At 58.8% G+C, this 17614-nt stretch carries 18 protein-coding genes and 1 pseudogene; 7 read left to right on the top strand and 12 right to left on the bottom strand.

What is annotated here, in order from left to right:
* Positions 1-243: 243 nt before the first annotated feature.
* From J3D54_RS07815 to J3D54_RS07805, 3 genes are all read left to right on the top strand, one after another.
* The gene (locus J3D54_RS07815; protein WP_253417394.1) at positions 244-1251 is read left to right on the top strand and encodes a methionine ABC transporter ATP-binding protein; all 1008 of its coding nucleotides are present in this window, start codon (positions 244-246) and stop codon (positions 1249-1251) included.
* A complete protein-coding gene (locus J3D54_RS07810; protein ID WP_018927268.1) occupies positions 1251-1925 on the top strand; it encodes a methionine ABC transporter permease in 675 nt (224 codons plus the stop codon). Before J3D54_RS07815 ends, J3D54_RS07810 begins: the two co-directional genes overlap by 1 nt.
* A 79-nt stretch (positions 1926-2004) precedes the next feature.
* Complete coding sequence (locus tag J3D54_RS07805; protein ID WP_253417393.1) at positions 2005-2778, top strand: MetQ/NlpA family ABC transporter substrate-binding protein; 774 nt, start codon at positions 2005-2007, stop codon at positions 2776-2778.
* Between the two features lie 75 nt (positions 2779-2853).
* Here J3D54_RS07805 and J3D54_RS07800 read toward each other — a convergent pair whose 3' ends face one another.
* From J3D54_RS07800 to J3D54_RS07780, 5 genes and pseudogenes are all read right to left on the bottom strand, one after another.
* Positions 2854-3489 carry an SCO family protein gene (locus J3D54_RS07800; protein WP_253417392.1) on the bottom strand — a complete coding sequence of 212 codons (636 nt, stop codon included), beginning with the start codon at positions 3487-3489 and terminating at the stop codon, positions 2854-2856.
* Entirely contained in the window at positions 3486-4385 is a 900-nt protein-coding gene (gene cyoE, locus J3D54_RS07795) for a heme o synthase (protein ID WP_253417391.1), read from the bottom strand. The genes J3D54_RS07800 and cyoE overlap by 4 nt, the downstream gene beginning before the upstream one ends.
* Positions 4373-5453 (bottom strand): annotated as a pseudogene (locus tag J3D54_RS07790) (heme A synthase). The gene cyoE and the pseudogene J3D54_RS07790 overlap by 13 nt, the downstream one beginning before the upstream one ends.
* A gap of 10 nt (positions 5454-5463) precedes the next feature.
* The gene (locus J3D54_RS07785; protein WP_253417390.1) at positions 5464-6057 is read right to left on the bottom strand and encodes a hypothetical protein; all 594 of its coding nucleotides are present in this window, start codon (positions 6055-6057) and stop codon (positions 5464-5466) included.
* Positions 6023-6763 (bottom strand): SURF1 family protein, encoded by a 741-nt coding sequence (locus J3D54_RS07780; RefSeq protein ID WP_253417389.1) that lies wholly within the window; start codon positions 6761-6763, stop codon positions 6023-6025. Before J3D54_RS07780 ends, J3D54_RS07785 begins: the two co-directional genes overlap by 35 nt.
* A 70-nt stretch (positions 6764-6833) precedes the next feature.
* On the opposite strand from J3D54_RS07780, the gene J3D54_RS07775 reads away from it, so the two are divergent.
* The gene (locus tag J3D54_RS07775; protein ID WP_253417388.1) at positions 6834-7037 is read left to right on the top strand and encodes a twin transmembrane helix small protein; all 204 of its coding nucleotides are present in this window, start codon (positions 6834-6836) and stop codon (positions 7035-7037) included.
* Positions 7038-7052: 15 nt separating this feature from the next.
* Here the strand turns inward: J3D54_RS07775 and J3D54_RS07770 are convergent, their stop codons facing one another.
* The 4 genes from J3D54_RS07770 to coxB form a co-directional block, all read right to left on the bottom strand.
* Positions 7053-7940: a cytochrome c oxidase subunit 3 gene (locus tag J3D54_RS07770; protein ID WP_018927260.1), complete on the bottom strand. Its 888-nt coding sequence runs from the start codon at positions 7938-7940 to the stop codon at positions 7053-7055.
* A gap of 33 nt (positions 7941-7973) precedes the next feature.
* On the bottom strand, positions 7974-8531 hold the full coding sequence (locus J3D54_RS07765; RefSeq protein ID WP_253417387.1) for a cytochrome c oxidase assembly protein: 558 nt from the start codon (positions 8529-8531) through the stop codon (positions 7974-7976).
* A gap of 39 nt (positions 8532-8570) precedes the next feature.
* On the bottom strand, positions 8571-10163 hold the full coding sequence (gene ctaD / locus J3D54_RS07760; RefSeq protein WP_253417386.1) for a cytochrome c oxidase subunit I: 1593 nt from the start codon (positions 10161-10163) through the stop codon (positions 8571-8573).
* 82 nt (positions 10164-10245) lie between these two features.
* Complete coding sequence (gene coxB / locus J3D54_RS07755) at positions 10246-11373, bottom strand: cytochrome c oxidase subunit II (protein WP_253417385.1); 1128 nt, start codon at positions 11371-11373, stop codon at positions 10246-10248.
* 372 nt (positions 11374-11745) lie between these two features.
* Here coxB and J3D54_RS07750 point away from each other — a divergent pair, with 372 nt between their 5' ends.
* Positions 11746-12396 carry a hypothetical protein gene (locus J3D54_RS07750; protein ID WP_019580288.1) on the top strand — a complete coding sequence of 217 codons (651 nt, stop codon included), beginning with the start codon at positions 11746-11748 and terminating at the stop codon, positions 12394-12396.
* 170 nt (positions 12397-12566) lie between these two features.
* On the opposite strand, the gene J3D54_RS07745 is transcribed toward J3D54_RS07750, so the two are convergent.
* From J3D54_RS07745 to J3D54_RS07735, 3 genes are all read right to left on the bottom strand, one after another.
* Positions 12567-14093, bottom strand: a complete 1527-nt coding sequence (locus tag J3D54_RS07745) for a SulP family inorganic anion transporter (RefSeq protein WP_253417384.1) — start codon at positions 14091-14093, stop codon at positions 12567-12569.
* 130 nt (positions 14094-14223) lie between these two features.
* Positions 14224-14955, bottom strand: coding sequence for a carbonic anhydrase (locus J3D54_RS07740; RefSeq protein WP_253417383.1), 732 nt, complete (start codon positions 14953-14955; stop codon positions 14224-14226).
* A gap of 244 nt (positions 14956-15199) precedes the next feature.
* Complete coding sequence (locus tag J3D54_RS07735; protein ID WP_253417382.1) at positions 15200-16258, bottom strand: PA0069 family radical SAM protein; 1059 nt, start codon at positions 16256-16258, stop codon at positions 15200-15202.
* Between the two features lie 232 nt (positions 16259-16490).
* Between J3D54_RS07735 and J3D54_RS07730 the strand changes: the two genes are divergently transcribed.
* Both J3D54_RS07730 and J3D54_RS07725 read left to right on the top strand, forming a co-directional pair.
* Positions 16491-16796: a hypothetical protein gene (locus J3D54_RS07730; RefSeq protein ID WP_253417381.1), complete on the top strand. Its 306-nt coding sequence runs from the start codon at positions 16491-16493 to the stop codon at positions 16794-16796.
* 162 nt (positions 16797-16958) lie between these two features.
* Entirely contained in the window at positions 16959-17606 is a 648-nt protein-coding gene (locus J3D54_RS07725) for a dual specificity protein phosphatase family protein (RefSeq protein ID WP_253417380.1), read from the top strand.
* Positions 17607-17614 lie beyond the last annotated feature (8 nt).

The raw sequence follows: 17614 nt of genomic DNA, 5'->3' as shown, positions 1-17614 counted from the left end.
GACTCCTCGTTGCGATTCTCGTCGTGGCCAGGGCTCATTAGCATGGCTCTGGCTTTTTCGAGTTGCTTAATGAGTGACTGATGGGGCACTGGCGCCGTTCCTTTTTTCTGACCTTTGATCGCCTTATTGCCAAATCGCTGGTTGAAAGCGAAATAAATGCTAAGAACCTCTATACGGACAGGCTAAAATGCGCGCCCGGCTAACCGCTGATCCTTTTCTAACGCGCCCCACAAGGTTCGCTACGTGATCGAGTTTCAAAACGTCCACAAAACTTACCGCGTCGCCGGTAAGGATATTCCCGCCCTGCATTCGACCAGTCTGACGATTGAGAACGGTCAGGTCTTCGGCCTGATCGGCCATTCCGGTGCGGGAAAAAGTACCCTGCTGCGTCTGATCAACCGCCTGGAGAACTCCAGTGGCGGTAAGATCATCGTCGATGGCGAAGAAGTCACGGCGCTGGATGCCAATGGCCTGCGGCGTTTCCGTCAGCAGGTCGGGATGATTTTCCAGCACTTCAACTTGCTGGCATCCAAGACTGTGGCCGACAACGTCGCATTGCCGTTGACCCTGGCGGGTGAGCTGTCGCGCAGCGAAATCGACCAGCGTGTGGCGCAGTTGCTGGCACGGGTTGGCCTGGCCGACCATGCGAAAAAGTACCCGGCACAACTGTCCGGTGGTCAGAAGCAGCGTGTCGGCATCGCCCGCGCCCTGGCAACCAAGCCGAAAATTTTGTTGTGCGACGAAGCCACCAGTGCCCTCGACCCACAGACCACGGCATCGGTTTTGCAACTGCTGGCCGAGATCAATCGCGAGCTGAAGCTGACCATCGTCCTGATCACCCACGAGATGGATGTGATCCGTCGGGTCTGCGATCAGGTGGCGGTGATGGATGCTGGTGTGATCGTCGAGCAAGGTTCGGTGGCCGAGGTGTTCCTGCATCCCAAGCACCCGACCACCAAGCGCTTCGTGCAGGAAGACGAGCAGATCGACGAAAACGAACAGCGCGACGACTTCGCTCATGTACCGGGTCGTATCGTGCGTCTGACCTTCCAGGGCGAAGCGACCTACGCGCCGTTGCTGGGGACCGTCGCCCGTGAAACGGGGGTGGATTACAGCATCCTGGCCGGCCGTATCGATCGCATCAAAGAAGTTCCCTACGGCCAATTGACCCTGGCCGTCACCGGTGGCGACATGGAAGCGGCGTTTGCTCACTTCACCGCAGCTGATGTCCACATGGAGGTGCTGCGCTGATGGAAGTCCTGATGAGTTTCTTTTCCAATATCGACTGGTACGAAATCTGGCTGGCCACCGGTGACACCCTGCTGATGCTTGGCGGTTCGTTGTTGTTCACCGTGCTGTTGGGGTTGCCGTTGGGCGTGCTGTTGTTTTTGTGCAGCCCGCGCCAGTTGCTGGAAGCCAAAGGCGTTTACGCGATGCTGTCGCTGGTGGTGAACATTCTGCGTTCGCTGCCGTTCATCATTTTGCTGATCGTGATGATTCCGTTCACCGTGTTGATTACCGGCACCTCCCTCGGTGTCGCCGGTGCGATTCCACCGCTGGTGGTGGGCGCCACGCCGTTCTTCGCGCGACTGGTGGAAACCGCCCTGCGTGAAGTGGATCGCGGCATCATCGAGGCAACCCAGGCCATGGGCGCGACGACCCGTCAGATCATCACCAACGCCTTGCTGCCGGAAGCCCGTCCGGGCATCTTCGCGGCGATTACGGTGACAGCGATTACACTGGTGTCCTACACAGCGATGGCCGGTGTGGTCGGCGCTGGCGGCTTGGGCGACCTGGCGATCCGTTTCGGTTACCAGCGTTTCCAGACCGACGTGATGGTGGTCACCGTGGTGCTGCTGCTGGTGCTGGTTCAAGTGCTACAAACCGTCGGCGACAAGCTGGTGGTTCATTTCTCCCGCAAATAAACAGTTTTCGTCACTAAGACATGAGCCGGCCATTCGCTGGCAGGCGCCGAAGACTGGCGCCTCACAAGGAGTTAGCTGAATGAAAAAACTACTCGTCGCGTTCGCTGCCGTTGCAGCCTTTTCTGCCCACGCTGCCGATACGCTGACCGTTGCGGCCACCCCGGTGCCGCACGCGGAAATTCTCGAATTCGTTAAACCGGCCCTGGCCAAAGAAGGCGTCGACCTGAAAGTCAAAGTCTTCACCGACTACATCCAGCCGAACGTGCAGGTGGCCGAGAAGCGTCTGGACGCCAACTTCTTCCAGCACCAACCGTACCTGGATGAGTTCAACAAGGCCAAGGGCACCCACCTCGTCAGCGTTGCCGGTGTGCACCTGGAGCCGCTGGGCGCTTACTCCACCAAGTACAAAAAACTGGAAGAGCTGCCGGGCGGTGCCAACGTGGTGATCCCGAACGACGCCACCAACGGCGGCCGCGCGCTGTTGCTGCTGGCGAAGGCTGGCCTGATCAAGTTGAAGGATTCGAACAACATCCTGTCGACTGTCAAGGACATCACCGAGAACACCAAGGACCTGAAATTCCGTGAACTGGAAGCCGCGACCATCCCGCGCGTGCTGACTCAGGTCGACCTGGCACTGATCAACACCAACTACGCGCTGGAAGCCAAGCTCGATCCATCCAAGGACGCGTTGGTCATCGAAGGCAGCGACTCGCCATACGTGAACATCCTCGTTGCCCGTCCGGACGACAAGGACAGCGCGGCGATGCAGAAACTGGTTGCTGCCCTGCACAGCCCGGAAGTGAAAGCCTTCATTCTCGAGAAGTACAAAGGCGCGGTATTGCCGGCGTTCTGATCTGACGCAAAAAAAACGGGGACGCATTGATTGCGTCCCCGTTTTTTTATGCCTGAAATACCAGTTCTGTGTCGGTTATTCGCGCTTGAGCATCACCGGCAGCTGCGCCACCAGTTTCTGATTGTTCAACGGTGCACGAATGAATCCGCGTTGTGTCCCGTCCGGCCCGATCACCGCCAGATTGCCGCTGTGATCAACGGTGTAATTGGGCTTGCTGGTGTCCGCCGGAATGAACGGAATGCTCACCGCGTTGGCCATTTTCTGAAGGTCTTCGACCGAGGATGCGGTCAGCCCGATGAATTGCGGATCGAAGTAGCCCAGGTACTGCTTGAGTTGCTTGGGCGTATCGCGGTTCGGGTCGACGCTGACCAGAATGATCTGCAACTTATCCACAGCCTCTGGCGGCAATTCGCTCTTGATCTGCCGCAACTGGGCGAGGGTGGTCGGGCAGATGTCCGGGCAGAAGGTATAGCCGAAGAACAGCAAACTCCACTTGCCTTTCAGTTCGTTGACCGCCACTGGCTTGCCGTCCTGATCGGTCATCTTCACATCCGGCAAATTACGGCTTTGGGGCAGCAGGATGATTCCCGCATCGATCAGTGCCGTCGGGTCACCCTGGTTTTTCCCAGTCAGAACTTTATTGATGGTCAGACCCAGAATCAGCGCGATCAGGGCAACGAGGATGAAGACGGTTTTCTGGGTTCGAGTCATAGGATCAACAGTAAGTAGTGGTCTGCGAGCAGCGCGATAAACAGCAGGAACAAGTAGTAAATAGAGTACTTGAACGTGTTGATCGCCGCGTGCGGTCGAGTGCCACGGTACAGCACCACGGCCCATTGCAGAAACCTTGCGCCCAGTGCGAGGGCACACATCAGGTAGAGCACGCCGCTCATGTGGATCACGTAAGGCATCAGGCTGACGGCCAGCAACGCAAAGGTATAAAGCAGGATGTGGACTTTGGTGTAGTGCTCGCCATGGGTCACCGGCAGCATCGGAATGTCAGCCTTGGCGTATTCTTCCTTGCGGTGAATCGCCAGCGCCCAGAAGTGCGGCGGGGTCCAGGCGAAGATGATCAGCACCAGCAGCAATGGTTCGGCGCCGACATGACCGGTAGCGGCGGTCCAGCCGAGCAGCGGCGGGGCAGCGCCGGCGAGGCCACCGATGACGATGTTCTGCGGCGTCGCGCGTTTCAGGAAACCGGTGTAGACCACGGCATAACCGAGCAACGACGCGAGGGTCAGCCACGCAGTCAACGGGTTGGTGAAAGTCAGCAGCAAGGCCTGGCCGAGCATCGCCAGCACCAGGGCGAACGTCAGTGCAGCGGCCGGAGATACCCGCCCTTCAGCCAAGGGCCGTTTGTGGGTCCGGGCCATGACCGCGTCGATGCGCCGGTCCACCACATGATTGACCGCCGCCGCACCGCCGGCACACAGGGCAATCCCCAGATTGCCGAACACCAGCACCGTCCATGGCACCCCGGAGCGGGTCGCGAGGAACATGCCGACCAGCGAGGTGATGAGCATCAGCACCACCACTTTCGGCTTGGTCAGCTCCAGGTAATCCCGCCAGATCGCCTGACTGTGACGTTCGCCGATCAGAGTCGCCATGGCATCTCTCCTTTATTTTGTGATGGGCCCGGCCGAGTGTTTACGCGGGCTGAGGCGCCAGCGTACAGGGGGCTGATGCTTGATCCGAACCAGGCTGGTTCGCGCGTGATAATTGACCAGCACCATCGTCAGCAACAGCACTGCACCGCCGGCGTTATGGGCGACGGCCACTGGCAGCGGCAGGTGGAATACCACGTTGCTAATGCCCAGGGTGATTTGGGCTGCCAGGGCAATCAGCACCATGGCGGCCAGACGCGTCATGCCGACGACCTTCAGTTGCCAGGCCAGGCCGAGCAGAACGAGGGTGACCAGTAGCGCGCCGATACGGTGAGTCAGGTGAATCGCGGTGCGGGCATCGCTGTCCAGCTGCCCGCCCAGATAATTCGGGCCGATGTGTTGGGTCAGGTGAAAGCCGTTGGCGAAATCAGCCGGTGGCAGCCATTGGCCGTGGCAGGTCGGAAAGTCGATGCAGGCTACCGCCGCGTAATTGGAGCTGACCCAGCCACCGAGGGCAATTTGCAGGATCACCAACAGCAAGCCGGCGGTTGCCCAGTATTGCAAACGTCGAGGCACGGTCAGCGCCGGCAATACGCCGGACAGACGCAAGGTCAGCAGAAACAACAGGCTCAAGGTCGCAAAACCACCGAGCAAATGTCCGGTGACCACTTGCGGCCAAAGCTTGAGCGTCACCGTCCACATGCCGAAAGCCGCTTGGCCAATGACCAACGCCAGCAGGAACAGCGGCAACTTCACCGGCTGCCCCGGATGATGACGATGGACCCAGGCGCGGCCCGCCAGCACCGCGATCAGCAGCCCCAGCGTGCCGGCGAAGTAGCGATGGACCATTTCGTTCCAGCCCTTGTGGGCTTCCACCGGGGTGTCTGGAAAATGCAGTTCGGCATGAGCCAGCTGGGCTTCGCTTTGCGGCACGCTGATAAAACCGTAGCACCCGGGCCAGTCCGGGCAGCCGAGGCCGGCGTGGGTCAAGCGTGTGTAAGCGCCGAGCAACACCACAATCAGTGCCAGCAAGGTGGCAAACAGCGCGAGGCGAAATCCAGGTTTGGCCATGACGATGCCCTTATCCGATGTTCGACAGTTTCAGCAGGTGGCGCAGGTCGTTGAGCAAGTCCTTGCCCTTCACCGTCGGGTCGTAACGCAGCACCAGATTGCCGTGAGGGTCGATGATCCACAGGTGCGGCGTGTCATTGCCCTGAGCGCCTTTGGTGTAGGTCGGCAGGTCCAGTGAGTAGCGTTGCAGCTGCGGGTACTCGCGTTGAAGTTTAGTCTCGTAATCGCTGTTCAGCGGCTGCGCGATGGCCAGTGCATGGCTGGCACGGGCAGCATCGCGACCAAGGCCGATCTGGAGCTGCCGCGCCAGATAAACCAGCTGCTGGCAGTCCACCGAACAGTTCTTCGGTGCCGTCACCAGCAACTGCCAGCGTTGTTCTTGCGCCTGTACGCCAATGTCGGCGCGGGTCTGGCCGTTGCCGATCAGTTCACCGTGATAACTGCGGCCTTCGGGCACCCAGAACTGCAATTTGTACATGCCGGTGGCGAGGATCATCGGGCCGATCACCCCCAATAGGATCAGCAACAACTGCAAGCGTCCGCGCCGCCGATTCACCGGTGCTTTCGCCTCAGACATGCCGGGTGGATTCATGGCCACTCCCATTATTATTCTCCTTTGCGTTGTGCCAGCCGAGATAGAGATAAAGACCGAGCAGGGCGATCGCCAGGGCGAACCACTGCACGGCGTAAGCCAGGTGTTTTTCCGGCCCCATGGCCACCACCGGCCAATCGGCCCGGTAGGTCGCTGGGCCGCTTTGCGCACGTAATTCGTAGGCGAAACCGTCACGCTCAAGCGATGTCCACAGTCTGGCCGGTTCAACGGCGGTGATCAGTTGTGGCCAGGTCGTGGTGGTCGGGTCGGCGTGCAACTGGAACGTTGCGCCGGGGGAGACGTAGACCCAGGCATCGAGGCTCAACACCTGAGTCGGGGTGATGAATGACGGCGGTGTGCGCCGATCCGGCCACGGCAGCCAGCCGCGATTGACCAGCAACCAGAGCCCGGTGGCCTGATCCTGAAACGGTTGCAACAGCTCGACCCCGACCTTGCCGTCGCGCTGCCGGTTATCCAGCAGCAGGCTGTGTTCGGCATCGAACTGGCCGTGCAGGCGAACCCGGCGGAAGGCCGGATCTTCGGTGTGTTGCAGTTCGGTGCTGGCCATCGGTTCGGCCGTCCGGCGCTCGGCGTAATTTTGCAGCAGCGCGCTTTTCTCTGCGCCCCGACTCAACTGCCAGAAGCCGAGTGACACCAGCAAGGGCAGCAGCACCGCGACCACCAGAGTCGGCACGAGGCCCGGCCGGAAGCGCTTCATGGCGTCGCCAGAAAGTCGGTCATCGCGATAGCTATACTCACATGCATCGCCTGTCCCCCGGAGTGTCACCATGCTCAAAGCAGCCATCGTCCTGATGCTGATTGCCACGGTTGTCAGCCTGTTCAGCGGCCTGTTTTTTCTGGTCAAGGACGACAGCAGCTCGAGTCGCCTGGTCATCGCCTTGAGTATTCGTGTTGCGCTGGCCGCCATCACTGTCGGCTTGATCGCCTGGGGTTTTTTCAGCGGCCAGCTGGTGTCCCACGTGCCTTGGTAGTCATGAGTGCCAGGCTCAAAGTACGTATACGAAAACGAACAACCCGATCCACACCACATCCACAAAGTGCCAGTACCAGGTCGCCGCCTCGAAGCCGAAATGGTGGTCTGCATTGAAGTGCCCGCGCATGATGCGCATCAGCATGACGAACAGAATGATGGTGCCGATGGTCACGTGGGCACCGTGGAAACCGGTGAGCATGAAGAACGTTGCACCGTAGATGCCGGAACCCAGGGTCAGGCCCAGCTCGTGGTAGGCGTGCAGATATTCTTTGGCTTGAAAGCCCAGGAAGCCGCAACCGAGCAACACGGTCAGCGCCAGCCAGATTTTCAGCGCGCCGCGATGGCCTTTCTTCAAGGCGTGGTGAGCGATGGTCACGGTGACGCTGGAACTCACCAGCAGCACGGTGTTGAGCAGCGGCAGGCCCCAGGGGCTGATGACTTCCTTGGGTGGAGGAAAGAGTTTCGAGTCCGGGTTGTTCAGCAGCGGCCAGGTGAACTCGAACGTCGGCCACAGCATGTGGGCGATGCCTTTGGTGCCTTCACCACCGAGTGCCGGGCCCGCAATGTTGCGCACATAAAACAGCGCACCGAAAAAGGCGAGGAAGAACATCACCTCCGAGAAAATGAACCAGCTCATGCCCCAGCGGAACGAGCGGTCGAGTTGTGGGCTGTACAACCCCGCGCGACTCTCCTTGACCACCGTCCCGAACCAGCCGAACAGCATGTAGGCCAGCAGCAGCCCACCGACGAAAAAGATCAGCGGGCCATGGGACTCCGGCCGCGCAGCCTTCAGGTCGTTGAACCAGGTGCCCAGGCCGAACACCGTGACCAGCATGCCGATCGTGGCGATGATCGGCCATTTGCTCTGGGCTGGAACGTAATAATGTTCATGAGTAGCCATTTATTGTTCTCCTTATCGGGCACGCTTTAACGTCTAGCCACCGGTGCTTGCTGCAACAGCCACGGGCGGATGACGTGCGGTGATATCGAACAGCGTGTAGGACAGCGTCAGGTGCTTCACATCCTTGGGCATGTCGCGGTCAACGATGAACCGTACCGGCATCTCGATGCGTTGACCGGGCTGCAGCACTTGCTGGGTAAAGCAGAAACATTCGGTCTTGTGGAAGTACGCGGCTGCTGCGCTCGGGGCGATACTCGGCACGGCCTGGGCGCTCATCGGCCGATCGGTGGGGTTGTGGGCGATAAAAATCATCTCATTCACTGCCCCGGGGTGAGCGGTCAGCTCATCACTCTTGGGATAAAAATCCCAGGGCATGTCTGCAGAGTTGGTCGACAGAAACTGCACGCGAACCTGCCGCGAGGCGTCGACCGTTTGCTCGCCTTCATATTGCCCGGCGGTTTTGCCATTGATGCCGAACGCCTTGCACATCACGTCGTAGATCGGCACCAGGGCAAAGCCGAAGACAAACATTGCCGCCACCACCAGCAACAGGCGGGTGACCAGCTTCTTCATTGAAATCGAGTCAGCCATGATTTCCAACCTCCACCGCTCCCACAGGAGTTAGTGCGTTCATTTCACTTCCGGCGGTGTGGTGAAGGTGTGATACGGCGCGGGCGAAGGAACACTCCATTCCAGGCCTTCGGCGCCATCCCACGGCTTGGCCGGTGCCGGCTCGCCGCCGCGAATGGTCTTGATTACGATGAACAGGAAGAAGATCTGCGTGGCACCAAACATGAACGCGCCGATCGACGACACCATGTTGAAGTCGGCGAATTGCAGGTTGTAGTCCGGAATTCGCCGCGGCATGCCCGCCAGACCCACGAAGTGCATCGGGAAGAACGCCATGTTCATGCCGATGAAAGACAGCCAGAAGTGCAGCTTGCCGAGGGTTTCGTCGTACATGTGGCCGGTCCATTTCGGCAGCCAGAAGTACGCCGAGGCGAAGATCCCGAAGATCGCCCCCGGCACCAGCACGTAATGGAAGTGCGCGACCACGAAGTAGGTGTCCTGGTACTGGAAGTCCGCCGGGGCGATGGCCAGCATCAACCCGGAGAACCCGCCAATGGAGAACAGGATCACGAACGCTACGGCGAACAGCATCGGTGTCTCGAAGGTCAGCGAGCCTTGCCACATGGTGCTGGCCCAGTTGAACACCTTCACGCCGGTCGGCACTGCGATCAGCAGCGTGGCATACATAAAGAACAACTCGCCCACCAGCGGAATGCCGACCACGAACATGTGGTGCGCCCAGACGATGAATGACAGGAAGGCAATACTGGCCGTGGCATAGACCATCGAGGTGTAGCCAAACAGCGGCTTGCGCGAGAACGCCGGAATGATCGAGCTGACGGCACCGAAGGCCGGCAGGATCATGATGTACACCTCGGGGTGACCGAAGAACCAGAACACGTGCTGGAACAGCACCGGATCACCGCCACCGGCGGCACTGAAGAAACTGGTGCCGAAGTGGATGTCCATCAGCATCATGGTCACGCAGCCGGCCAATACCGGCATCACCGCGATCAGCAGGAACGCGGTGATCAGCCAGGTCCAGACGAACAGCGGCATTTTCATCAGCGTCATGCCGGGGGCGCGCAGGTTGAGGATGGTCGCGATCACATTGATCGCCCCCATGATCGAACTGATCCCCATCAAGTGGATGGCGAAGATGAAGAACGTCACGCTTTCCGGCGCGTAGGTGGTCGACAGCGGTGCGTAGAAGGTCCAGCCGAAATTCGGCCCGCCACCGGGGGTGAACAGGGTCGACACCAACAGAATGAACGCCGCCGGCAACAGCCAGAAGCTGAAGTTGTTCATCCGTGGCAGGGCCATGTCCGGCGCGCCGATCATCAACGGGATCATCCAGTTGGCGAGGCCGACGAAGGCCGGCATCACCGCACCGAACACCATCACCAGGCCGTGCATGGTGGTCATCTGGTTGAAGAATGCCGGTTCGACGATTTGCAGTCCCGGCTGGAACAGCTCGGCGCGAATCACCATCGCGAACGAGCCGCCGAGCAGAAACATGGTGAATGCAAACCACAGGTACAGCGTGCCGATATCCTTGTGGTTGGTAGTCAACACCCAACGCATCAGGCCTTTGGCAGGGCCGTGGGCGTGGGCGGTCTCGGTTTGAACATGGTCATCGACGACAGCAGTCATGTCCTGTCTCCTGCAAACGGCTGGGCTGGGCGAACCGGGACGTCATGCCCCGACCGATTCCTTGAGTACGCAATAGACCGGGTCATTTGCTTTCCGCCTGTTTCAGCTCCAGCACTTCTTTAGGGGTGACCATGTCGCCTTTGTTGTTGCCCCAGGCGTTACGTTCGTAGGTCACGACCGCTGCAATATCGACTTCCGAGAGCTGTTTGCCGAACGCCGCCATCGCGGTGCCGGGTTTGCCGTGGAAGACCAGGCTCAGGTGATCCTTGATCGGGCCGGTGGCGATTTTCGAGCCCTTGAGTGCCGGGAACATCGGCGGCAGGCCCTGGCCTTCGGCCTGGTGACAGGCCACGCACGTGGTGTGATAAATCTTGTCGCCGCGCTCCTTGAGCTCGTCGAGGGTCCATTCCTTGCTGGTCAGCTCTTTGAGTTGCGCGGCTTCCGCCTTGCGCTCGCCCAGCCATTTTTCGTAGTCGGCCTTTTCCTTGACCTCAACCACGATCGGCATGAAACCGTGGTCCTTGCCGCACAACTCGGCGCACTGGCCACGGTAGATGCCGGGCTTTTCGACACGGGTCCAGGATTCATTGACGAAACCGGGAATCGCATCGCGCTTGACCGCGAAGGCCGGCACCCACCAGGAGTGGATGACGTCGGCGGAGGTCACCAGAAAGCGCACCTTGGCACCGATCGGCAGCACCAATGGTTTGTCGACCTCCAGCAGGTAATGCTCGCCCTTGGCTTCTTTGTTGTGGATCTGATCGGCGGGGGTGGTCAGGTTGCTAAAGAATTCGACGTCCTGACCCAGGTATTTGTAGTGCCACTTCCACTGATAACCGGTGACCTGGATATCGATATCCGGCTCAGTGTTGTCGTACATCTTGATCAGGGTGGCGGTAGCGGGAACCGCCATGGCCACCAGAATTAGCAGGGGCACGATGGTCCAGAGGATTTCAACGGTGGTGCTTTCATGAAATTTTGCGGCCACCTGCCCGGTCGAGCGGCGGTGGAGCATCATCGACCAGAACATGGCGCCGAAGACGATGATGCCGATCACCACACAGATCCAGAAAATGGTCATGTGCAGATCGAATACTGCGTGACTGATCTCAGTCGCTCCAGGCGCCATATTGACAGTCCAGGCCGCTTGCGCCTGACTGAAAATCGACCACAACAGGAGGCCCATCCAGACATGTGGATGTCGCATCATTGCGGGTTCCCCTTATCGTTCTTGTTATCCCGTAGGCGTAACGCCTGCGGCAAGGGAGCGGCTTTTTCAGACCACGAACTTGAATCGCCGAGCCTTGCTGCCTATGCAGTCGGGTGTCATCAGCTAACTCCATTCAGAACCGAGTATAGACAGCGACTGCCACCTCGCAACGCGACGGGGTAAATCAACTGAAACAGCCTGGACTTGCGTTCCAGGTCACGAATGGAGAAGGATGTAGACGAGTGGTGGCAAATCGATATAACGCAGACGTCTCAAGGATGAAATAATTATGACAAATGCGTCTTAGCCTTTTTCCTAAGCCAGCTAAGTTATGTCTTCCCTATTCCATTGCCTTTGTTTCCTGGAGTTTTCATGAACACCGCCGCATTGCGCGAGCAGATCCAAAAAGCCCTGCAACACGAGGCCGAGACCGGCCTGCTGACTCGTCAGCTGGAAACCCAACTGCCGCACCTTCACTCCGCCATCCAATTGCCGGATGTCGACGCCAACGGCGTGATGACGCGTTTTGTGGCCGCGTATATAGAACAAGTGCCAGACCTGCTGGACGCAGCCAATGAAGTCGCCAGGGAAGCGGGCATCGAATCGCAGATCAAGCCGGTGCTGACAATCGCCGAGCAGTTCTTCCTCCAGCCGCCGGCGATCATGGCCGGTCACGTCGGCCTGGACAGCCTGCTGGATGAAGCTTATCTGGCGCACCGTTTGGTTGAAGAGGTCAACGACCTGTACATCAAGCATTTTGGCCAGCCACTGATCCCCTTGGACATGACGGTTGCCAACCTGATTGCCCACCAACTGATCGGCGAGGAATTTGCCAACCAGCTGGATGAGGCGGTGCATCACGCCGTGGACGAGATGCTTGACGATGAAAGTTTCGCGCTAGAGTCGGTGGAGGCCTACCGCGAGAAACTCAACAGCCCGGACACCGGCGCCGCGTGGAAGCGTTGGCCGTGCCTGTCGCGTCAATTGGGCGTCGAGCTGGAGCTGGATCAGCCAGCGGCTTGATCCAACGGTAAGAACCGAACACCTGTGGGAGCGGGCTTGTGGCGAGGGGGCTCGCCCCCGTTGGGCCGCGAAGCGGCCCCAAAAGCTTTGCGACTGCTTCGCAGCCGAACGGGGCGATGCGGCGTTCCGACAAGCCCCCTCGCCACAGAAGCCCGCTCCCACACTGTTATCTATCCGGCGGAACCTACGCCCGTCGTGGTCCGCAACCGTCCTTCAAGCCTGCGCTTCAACCCCCGCGCTTCAATCATCAACTTCGAACCCTTGGCCGCATTGGCCCGGCCCCACTCCTCCAGCAACTCAAGGCATGAGTGATCGATGTAGCTCAGGTTATTGAGCGGTACATGCACCGTCGCGCCTGCCGGAATGCTCCCCAGCACCTGGGTCAACGCCGGCACCTTGAGGAAGGTTGCCGCCCCTACCAGTCGCAGTTCCATCTCGCCGTCCGCCGGCAGATCGATCAGGCTGATTTTCAGACGCGAAGCCTTCCAGGCCAGTTTGGCCAGTGTCAGGCCGAAGCCGATCAACACGCCGGTCAGCAGGTCGGTGAAGATGATTGCCAGTGCGGTCGCCGCATAGGTGAACATCGGCATCCGGCCATAACGGGCCAAGCCGCGAAAGGCTTTGAGGTCCACCAGTTTAAAGCCGGTGTAAACCAGGACGCCCGCCAGACTCGCCACCGGAATGCTTTGCAGCACGCTCGATAGCAGCAGCACAAAAGCCAACAACCACAGGCCATGGAACACTGCCGACAGGCGGGTGGTGGCGCCGGCTTGAACGTTGGCCGAGCTGCGCACGATTACTCCGGTCATCGGCAGCGCGCCGAGCAGACCACACAACATGTTGCCCACACCTTGTGCGGACAATTCGCGGTCGAAGTCCGAGCGTTGACCGCTGTGCATGCGATCCACGGCGGCGGCCGAGAGCAGGGTTTCGGCGCTGGCGATAAAGGCCACGGCGAAGGCGGCGATCAGCAGGGTTGGGTCAGCCAGGTTGAGCAGATCTGCCGGACGTAGCCAATCGATGGCTTGCGCCAGGTTGGCTGGGACTTCCACACGTTTGACCTGCAAGGCGAGCGCCAGGCTGGCGATCGTTGCCAGACCGACCCCAAGCAATGCACCGGGAACGAAGCGCAGGGAATGCGGGCGGAATTTTTCCCACAGCCACATCACGGCAATGGTCGACAGCCCGAGCAAACCCGCTTGCCAGCCAAACGAAGGCACAGCCTGAATCACTGCGGCGGGGAAAGCCGCCAGGTTATCCAGCCCTGAGGGCTTGGGCACGGCATCGAGCATGACGTGTACCTGTGACAGCACGATCAACACACCGATGCCGGCGAGCATGCCGTACACCACCGCCGGCGCCGTGACCCGAAACCAGCAACCCAGCTTCAGGCGCCCTGCCACCAATTGCAGAAAACCCGCCAGCAACAGGATCGGTCCGAGCATGGCAATACCATGCTGGCGCACCAGTTCGAACACCAATACCGCCAGACCCGCCGCCGGGCCGCTGACTTGCAGCGGCGACCCGGCAAGCCAGCCGACCACCAGGCCACCAATGATGCCGGTGATCAGGCCTTTGGCCGGTGGCAGTCCCGAGGCGATGGCGATGCCCATGCACAAGGGCAGGGCGACGAGAAACACAACCACCGAAGCCAGTAGCTCCCGTGGCAGAACAGCTTTTAGTTGAGCAGCACGCATGGTGACTCTCCCGAAGTTTTCTTCAGGCATGGCAAAGCCGGCTGTCTGATCAGCAGCCTCGGCTAAACCACACAGGGGTCTGGTGACCTGTCTCGCAAACGGAAGTTGTGAGACAGGTTACGAAGAGGATTTAGAAGCGCGCTTTGGGCGTCGCCACCGGAATCGGATGACTGCCGTCGAGCGGCAAGAAACAACCCTTATCCGCGTCGTAAGCCTGGATTTCGCTGGTTTCGATGTTGTAGACCCAACCATGGATAAACAGCTGACCGTTGGCCATCCGCGAGGCCACCGACGGGTGCGTGCGCAAATGCTGCAACTGAGCGATCACATTCTCCTCGGTGAGGATGTGCATGCTCTCGTTTTCATTCGAGCAATGGCAGTTGTCCTGGACCATGGTTTTCGCCACTTCCGCATGGCGCAACCAGGCTTTGACCGTCGGCATTTTTTCCAGGCTCTGCGGGTTGAGCACCGCGCGCATCGCACCACAGTCGGAGTGGCCGCAGATGATGATGTGCTGCACGCCGAGGGCCAGCACCGCGTATTCGATGGCCGTGGAAACACCGCCGTTCATTTGCCCATAAGGTGGCACGACGTTGCCGACATTACGGGTCACGAACAAGTCGCCGGGGGCACTTTGGGTAATCAGTTCGGGAACTATGCGCGAATCGGCGCACGCGATGAACATCGCCCGAGGCCGCTGGGCCGTGGCGAGTTTTTTGAAGAGTTCTTCCTGCTGCGGAAAGATCTCGTGATGAAAGTGCAAAAAACCGTCAACGATATGCTGCAGCGCTGCATCGGCGGTTTCCGCCTCGGGTTGGGCTGAAGCCGACGCAGCCAACGGCTGTTTATCCTTGTCACTCATGATTCATCCTCTTTGGCGGAGTCAGGGAATTTTCCCGTTTTGTCCGATGTGAAGCCAGTGGCTGTTTAAAAAACATCCAGGTCAAGAAATCAGACCCGTCAGTCACTCGATGAACAAGGTAGCCGTCGAAACTTAATTCAAACTGAATCAAGCCCTCTAGAACGTGTGTTCCAGGTCCCAGGAAACGTGACCAGCCTAAATGCCACGTGCCTTTTCCACTACTCCACCATAGGGCAAATTGTCCCTAAATCAACGACATCTGGCGACCCGGCGGACAAAAGGCTTTGCAGTCCAGATCGAAACCTTCACGACGGTTGAGCCCCAGGCGTTTGATGGTTTTGGAAAAACGCTGTGCCAGCAGATCGGCAAACGGTCCTTCACCGCGCATACGGGCGCCGAACCGACTGTCATAGAGTTCGCCACCACGACTCTGACGGATCAGGCTCAACACATGAGCCGCACGCTGAGGATAGTGGGCGGCCAGCCACTCTTCGAACAACGGCGCCACTTCCAGAGGTAAACGCAACATCATGTAAGCCGCACTCTGTGCTCCTGCAGCATGGGCTTCGGCCAGCAGGCTTTCGAGTTCGCTGTCGTTGATCATCGGAATCATCGGCGAACACAAAACGCCCACCGCAATCCCGGCTTCGCGCATCACCCGGATCGCCCGCAGTCGTGCCTTGGGTGCAGCAGCACGGGGTTCGAGGATGCGTTTGAGCTCATCGTCCAGGGTGGTGAGGCTGATCATTACTGCCACCAGCCTTTGTTCGGCGAGTTCGGCCAGCAGGTCGAGATCGCGCAGAATCAGCGAGCCCTTGGTGACGATGGTCACTGGATGGCGGTAGCGCAGCAGCACTTCCAGAGTTTTACGGGTGATTCTGTGTTCACGCTCGATCGGCTGATAAGGGTCGGTGTTGGAGCCCAGGTTGATCGGCGCGCATTGATAGCCGCGTTTGGACAGTTGTTCTTCCAGCACATCGGCGGCGTTGGTCTTGGCGATCAGTTTGGTTTCGAAATCCAGCCCCGGCGACATGTCCCAATAAGCATGGCTTGGCCGTGCGTAGCAATAGATGCAGCCATGCTCGCAGCCACGATAGGGATTGATCGAGCGGTCGAAGGGCAAGTCCGGCGAGTTGTTGCGGGTAATAATGGTTTTCGCCGTCTCGATGCGCACCTCGGTGCCTTGGGTGATCGGCGCTTCCTGATACCAGCCGTCATCCTCGGCCACCGAACGGTTCAGCGCGAAACGGTTGTGCGGGTTGGTGGCGGTGCCGCGACCGCGGGGTGGCAGAGGCGTGTTCATCGATAAAAGCCCGGTAGCTGTACGTGCATACAGTATCAGGGGAGCTCAAGCAATAAGCCAGTACCGCTCGGCAACTTTATATTCAAGACGACATAAATAAACTAATTAGATGAGTTGTAGATGGTAATAGTCATCACTGGAAACAGATGAAAGGTGGCGAGCTTACAGTGACCATCATTACTATCCATCTTGCACGAAGTTGTCGTGAGTTAGTAATTAAAAGGATTTAATGATGTCGTTTTTTAATCAGCGCGGTATTTTTTTACAATTGTTGGCTCCCAGCATAACCCACCCTCGCGAAGCGCAAGTATCTATGCAACTCGCCCGTAAAGAGTTGGGGTGGGATGCGCTAAATGAAGTGCAGACAGAAGCCCTGGTCGATTCAGTCTATGTCACAGCGGTTTCCAGCGATAGTGGCCAGTCCTTCGCGATCAAGACCATTAATCACGATGTAGATGGTGATGGCGATATCGATGCTGACGACAAGGCAAAGCTACTGGCCTTGGCCAAGGCTTACTCCAGTATCGTAAATCCTTGAAGTTTCCAGGCCAGCATCAGACTACATGCTGGCCTGGCTTTATCTGCTTTTACTGATTCATGCTGTTTTATTCACGATTCTTTGACAACTCCCTCACAGGTCTTTGACTGTTCACGGTTCAGGCTGTCGATCACTTATTCACCACTTCACGGTCGCCTGAGCATGTCCCTACTGCGCCTTCTACCTGCGACGTTCCTTTTGTCGCTGGCCGCACTTTTCAATCTGACGCTGGCCCATGCTGACGACGCTGCTTTACCCCGTCCCGCGGACTGGGCTCAATCGGTGGAGGTTCAGTACAACCTCTATCAGATGTCCCCGACGCTCTATCGCAGTGCGTTGCCGGACAAAGGGGCGGTGCCGTTGCTGGAAAAACTCAAGGTTGCCACCGTCATCAACTTCCTGCCTGAACCGGACTCAAGCTGGTTGTCCAAACCCGGAATCACTCAGATACAGCTGCCCTACCGCACCAATCACGTGGATGACAGTGATGTGCTCAAGGCCCTTCGCGCGATTCAGACAGCCGAGGCCAAAGGGCCTGTGCTTATGCACTGCAAACACGGCTCGGATCGCACTGGCTTGATGGCGGCGATGTACCGGGTGGTGGTGCAGGGTTGGAGTAAGGAAGATGCGCTGAGTGAAATGACTCAGGGCGGTTTTGGCGATAGCACCCACTTCAAGGACGGCATCCGCTACATGATGCAGGCCGATGTCGACAAACTTCGTACGGCGCTGGCCAACGGTGACTGCAGCACAAGTCCGTTTGCCATGTGTTCGATGAAGAGTTGGTTCAACTCGGCTCACATCGAGTAATCGTTGTC

It is taken from the genome of Pseudomonas sp. GGS8 (assembly GCF_024168645.1).
GTDB lineage: Bacteria > Pseudomonadota > Gammaproteobacteria > Pseudomonadales > Pseudomonadaceae > Aquipseudomonas.
This window is presented reverse-complemented; position numbering and strand designations above follow the sequence as displayed.